A 5,261-nucleotide genomic window follows, 5' to 3' on the forward strand; every position below is an offset into this window, starting at 1 on the left:
AGTTTGTTGGTCGCCACGTCAAATTGCGGCTGATAGTAAAGCTGGAAAATCTCGTCCGCAACGGCCTTGTTGAGTTTCGACTGAATGGCGACTTTTTCCATGAATCGTTCCCGCATAATCGCTTGGAAGAAACACAAGTCATTTTTGCCCTTGCGTTTTGCCTCGTACATGGCCATGTCCGCATATTTGAGCAAATCTTCGCTGGTCTCACCGTCATCGGGGCAGATTGCGATTCCGCCTGAAAAATCAATTCCCTCTTCGTTCATGACTTCCAGCAGCATGTCGCCGGCATTCAAAATCGTGTCCTGGGAGTTGATTCCCTTCATCATGACGATGAATTCGTCTCCTTCGTAACGGTAAACCCGGAGATTTTCGTTCTTGAACCGCTTTAAAATCTCTGCCGTGTGACAAATCACTTCGTCTCCTTCGCTGTGTCCCTGAGCGTCGTTTATCAGTTTCATGTTGTCAAGGTCGAGTAAAATCAAGCCGAATTTTTCGCCCTCTTCTTTAACTGTCTTAATCCATTCTTCAAAGTCAAGCTTGAATTTCTGTCTGTTTGAGAGACCTGTCATTGAGTCGTGATATGCGATGAATTCCAACTGCTCGTTCAAGAAATTTATGTTTTCCAGCCGCTTTTTTAAATCTTCTCGTGAATTTGAAAGCTCATCGGTGAGGGCGGCAAGCCGCAAATTCTGCCGTAAAAGCTGCTGTTCCCTTTCTTTGTCTTTGTCGATGTTCCACACTGAAATGATGATGAATCCTGATACTGTTGAATTCATGTGCACGCGAAGCCATGCGTTTACATGAGTTGAATAGAATGTTTTTTCCTGCATTTCACCAGTTTCCGTGCAGTCACAAGCCATTTTATACCAATCGACTTCTTTTGAGAGACGCGAGACGCATTCTTCCGTGGTAAAACCAACTTTCAATAAATCACCGTAAGTGTTTTCAAAACTCTCGTTCATAAAATGAACCGAAAAATTTTCCTCAAAATCTGATTTTGAAGGATTTTTCTTTTTTGACGAACCTTGATTTGAGATGATTACCACAATCGGAGTGGAAATTTTATCGAGAACTTCTTTGTAATCACTATCTTTCATTATGTGCCTCTTATTGAAAATGCAGACAAAAACTCAACTCTAAATATCGGCAGAAAGTTCAGAAAACATGACGCCAAATCTTGAAATATATGAAAATTGTGTCATAATAAATTTATCTTAAAAAGCTAGGGGATTTTCATGAAATCGCATAAACTTTTACGAGTTTTTTCACTCTTCTGTTTTTTTGTAACAAGTTTTTCTTTTTATTCTTGCTCTGACTTAGAGACGGAGGGTGGAAAAGTAAATCTCTCGTTTTCAAGCGAGCAGTTATTCGGCTCTCGCAACATTATTTTACCTGATGTTGAGCCTGAACTGCCTTCAGGATATGCTGATCATAACACTCTTTATATAGTTGTATCCCTTCGTGGAGATTACAAGGCAAGTCAGTCTGTAGTTTTTTATTACATGAACGACTATCCAACTTCCAGCACATTTTCTTTTGATTCTGTTCCTGTTGGCAGCAATGTCTATCTTGAAGCGAATGTATATGGACCGTGGATGACTTCACGCATGCACATGCTTACAGGAAAGAGCTCTTCTTTTACGGTGCTCGCGGGCGACAATACAGTGGCTGTAAAAATGAAGAATTTACAAAATCTAGAAGATGGCCCCGCATCTTTTGGATACGCAGCGACTTGTTCGTATGGGGATGCTACGACTCCAATAGACGGAATAAATTTTTCCACGAATGGGAAATATTGTATTAAAGTTGATGGATTCATTGTCTCTGAAGGAACTTGGACTAGTAATGGTGATACTTATTACATTTCAGAATGCATTTACAAAACGCCGGTTGTAACAGAGACTGTTAATGGGGTTTTTCTTACTTTTGGGGCTCCCGTAATAGTTGATTATCCGGAGGCAAAAGCTTGTCCTGCTAAATCCGAGGAGGGAGTCGGATTTAAGACTATCACCTTTACAAATACTGCAGGTGTTGAATTTTATGCTAGTAATGGTGCTTAATATTTAAAAACAAGAGGGATGACCAATAAGTTCAAAAAGTGTCATTTTCCATCTTGACCCGCCTGTCATTTTCGGGCTTGACCCGAAAACCCATTTACTTATTGGACAGCCCCTTGTTTTTTCGTGCCAGGTATCTCTAGTTTGTCTGCAAGCGGAGTTTTTCCCATTTTGAGTAGTACATGTCGAGTTTTTCGCCCAAATCGTCCTTAAGCTCACAATTGTCCATTGCGCTGGCAGGGTAGAGGGGCTTTTTGGTCATGTACTTCTCTGCCTCAAGGTTTACGAAGCAAGGGAAGTTGAAGAAGTCGAGGAACTGGGCGTAGTTTTCCGGTCTGTGGATAAAATTGATGAATTCCGTGGCAAGTTCTGCTTCTTTTGAGTCTTTGAGAATACAAAGGCTGTCGAGATATGAGGCTCCGCCCTGCTCAGGAATAAAGAAGTCGATTGTGCTTTCCCATTCTGATTCTGGAACTTCGCCGTACATAACTTCAGCATAGCCGTGACAGAGCCACAAGTCACCACGGGCAAAGTCTTTTCCGAAGCCCTCTGCGTCGAATTTTACGATATTTGGAAGCCAGCTGTTCTGAATCAAATCCACTGCTTCGGTTACTTCGTTTTCGTTCGTTGTGCTGACCGCATATCCCTTGTATTTGAGGGCGTCACCGATAACTTCGCGGTAGTCGTCCATCATTGAGGCGTGACCCTTGAAGCGCTGGTCGGCGAAAATGTTCCATGTGCGCTCGTAATCGCCTGCCGGCATCTTCTTTTTGTTTACGCCGATTCCAGCGGCTCCGAAGTAGTAGGGAACAGCGTAGACCATTTCCGGGTCATAAGTGACTTTTTCAAGGACTTTCGGGTTGATTTTGCTGCGGTTGGTGAATTTTGCCTGAATGATTGGCTGGAACATCCCGCGCTTCATCATGATTGAGACATAATCCTGTGAAGGAACGACGATATCGAAACTTTTTGCGCCACCGTTGACGAGTTTGTTGAACATGGTTTCGTTTGAGTCGTACTCCGTGACGATGACTTTGCAATCAAATTCTTTTTCAAAGGCTTCAACCACGCTCGTGGGGGTGTAGTATGTCCAAGTGAAGAGTTTGAGCGTCTTTTTCTGTTGGCAAGAAGAAAGACCCAAAACAGCGGCAAATCCCAGAGCCGCAAGCGAAATGCGTGAAAGAAGTTTCATCGTTTTCTCCAATAAAAATTAGTGTGCTGAAGCGAATCCTTTGAGGCTCTTTCGTAAAAGAACGGCAAGACCGCCAATCAGCAGAATCAGCACGAAGGAAAGCGCGTTGATTACCGGGCTGACTCCGTGACGAATCATATTGTAAACATAAATGGGGAGCGTTTCAACATTTCCGTTTACCAGAGATGTGATTACGAAATCTTCGATGGACATGGTAACGCTCATCATGAAGCCAGACATGATTCCTGGCATAATCGCGGGTAAAATCACCTTGAAGAGAGTCTGCTTTTCGTTGGCTCCCAAATCGTGGCTTGCTTCGATAATAGAATAGTCGAATTCGTCAACGCGGGCAGAAACCATAAGATAAACAAAAGGAAGACAGAAAGTTGTGTGGGCTATGATGATTGTGCCCAAGCCCAAATTCATGTGGATTCCGCTCAAAAAAATGAGAAGGGAAACGCCCATAATGACTTCCGGCAGAACCATTGGCAAAAATGAAGTGGACTGAATGTAGCCCCGTCCGAAAAATCGGTACCAGCTGTTTCCGATTGCCGCAAGACTTCCCAAAACGGTGGAAATTGCCGCCGAAACCAAAGCCACAATCGCGCTGTACAAAAGGGACAGCCACAAGCGGCCCGAATTCAAGAACAATTCTTCGTACCAGACAAGGGAAACGCCGGTAAAGTGAGAGCCTTTCGATGCGTTAAAAGAATAGAAGACAATCACGAAAAGGGGCAGGAAGAGAAAAAGCAGGGCAATCACAAGCACCGTGTTCGAGAAAGAGAAAGCCCGCGCCCGTTTTTTCCAGCCCCGCTTTGCGTGTTTGTTAGATTCGTTCTTAGCGGCAGGATTGCGTTTTAAAAGTGAAAGTATTACCGATACAAGAAAATCCATTTTTCGCTCCTAAAAATTTGGGTGCTCCCCTCACTATCGTTCGGGTCGGGTTTTTCGCACTTCGCTCACACTCATTCCTACGCTCTAGTGGTTTCGATACGGTCGCTACTCAACCACCGCCGCTTCGGAACTGCTACGCAGGTGCTACAACCCCTAGCACATTGCTATTTTTTACATCACGGAAGCACCGAGAAGCACTTCCGCAGGGATATGAAGCCCCGCCACAAGTTTTTTTATCATCGAAATGCTCAAAGAGCGTTTGTGCGAGAAAATTTCCGAAACACGCGACTTGCTTCCAAGATATTGAACCAAGTCTTCGTTCGTGAGATTTTCCTGCTCCATACGAAATTTTATCGCCGAAACTGGGTCGGGAGCGTCAATCGGAAAATGTTCTTTTTCGTACAATTCGACGAGCGCAACGAGAAGTTCAAGTTCATCTGCTTCGGCTGTTCCTTGCTCAGCATCGAACAATTTCTCGATTCGTTTGAGAGCCGCGTTGTAATCATCTTCTGTTTTTAAAAGTTTATTGTACGACATCAAACTTCCTCCGCGTTGATTTTATCGTATTCGGAATGACTCCCCAAAAATCTGACAAACACCGTTTTTGAACCGTAATTTATTCTGACAATCAACCGATGCTTGTTTCCGCAAATATTGAACACCACGCGATTTCTTTTCAAAAAACTTGCCGAGCGATATTTTTCTTTTATGTCCGCAGGAGAATCCCATTGCGCCTTTTGCGCTTCAGAAAACCACGCTTTGAGTGGCTGTTCCGTTTCTGGAATCTTCTGCCAATAATCACTTAAAGTTTTTCGCGAAATCACATGCACAGATATAATATAGTTCCCAATTTGGGAATTGTCAAGGGAGAATTTAGTGTTTTATCGTCTTTTAATTGCCCGAACATTCCATTCCAAAAGCGGCTCTTTTGTGATGAGATAATACACGCGCACTTTTTCGCCGCCTTTCAGCCCGCTCCGACCGCTGATTTTCATCATCTGATGAATCGCGTTGTCGTCAGTCTTAAAATCGATGTATTTTCCGTTTTGCCCTGCGCACACGACATCGGAAAAATAGAGTTTTGTCGAAAAGCCAAAAAAATCAAGTTCATTCGG

The 5,261-nt window shown here is 43.5% G+C and carries 7 protein-coding genes; 1 reads left to right on the top strand and 6 read right to left on the bottom strand.

Going from position 1 to position 5,261, the window contains the following annotated elements; translation table 11 throughout:
- Positions 1 to 1,100, bottom strand: a 1,100-nt coding sequence (locus B2089_RS09705) for a GGDEF domain-containing protein (protein ID WP_296687050.1), incomplete at its 3' end; no start/stop codon positions are given.
- Positions 1,101 to 1,238: 138 nt separating this feature from the next.
- Between B2089_RS09705 and B2089_RS09710 the strand changes: the two genes are divergently transcribed.
- Positions 1,239 to 2,063, top strand: coding sequence for a hypothetical protein (locus B2089_RS09710; RefSeq protein ID WP_296324971.1), 825 nt, complete (start codon positions 1,239 to 1,241; stop codon positions 2,061 to 2,063).
- A gap of 136 nt (positions 2,064 to 2,199) precedes the next feature.
- Here the strand turns inward: B2089_RS09710 and B2089_RS09715 are convergent, their stop codons facing one another.
- From B2089_RS09715 to B2089_RS09730, 5 genes are all read right to left on the bottom strand, one after another.
- Positions 2,200 to 3,252, bottom strand: coding sequence for an extracellular solute-binding protein (locus B2089_RS09715; RefSeq protein ID WP_296324974.1), 1,053 nt, complete (start codon positions 3,250 to 3,252; stop codon positions 2,200 to 2,202).
- Between the two features lie 18 nt (positions 3,253 to 3,270).
- Entirely contained in the window at positions 3,271 to 4,146 is an 876-nt protein-coding gene (locus tag B2089_RS09720; protein ID WP_296324977.1) for an ABC transporter permease, read from the bottom strand.
- Between the two features lie 171 nt (positions 4,147 to 4,317).
- Entirely contained in the window at positions 4,318 to 4,683 is a 366-nt protein-coding gene (locus B2089_RS09725; RefSeq protein ID WP_296324980.1) for a helix-turn-helix domain-containing protein, read from the bottom strand.
- Positions 4,683 to 4,976: a type II toxin-antitoxin system HigB family toxin gene (locus B2089_RS12050; protein ID WP_296324983.1), complete on the bottom strand. Its 294-nt coding sequence runs from the start codon at positions 4,974 to 4,976 to the stop codon at positions 4,683 to 4,685. Before B2089_RS12050 ends, B2089_RS09725 begins: the two co-directional genes overlap by 1 nt.
- A 51-nt stretch (positions 4,977 to 5,027) precedes the next feature.
- Positions 5,028 to 5,261, bottom strand: a 234-nt coding sequence (locus B2089_RS09730; protein WP_296687056.1) for a hypothetical protein, incomplete at its 5' end; no start/stop codon positions are given.

Source organism: Treponema sp. UBA3813 (assembly GCA_002368605.1).
Taxonomy (GTDB): Bacteria; Spirochaetota; Spirochaetia; order Treponematales; family Treponemataceae; genus Treponema_D.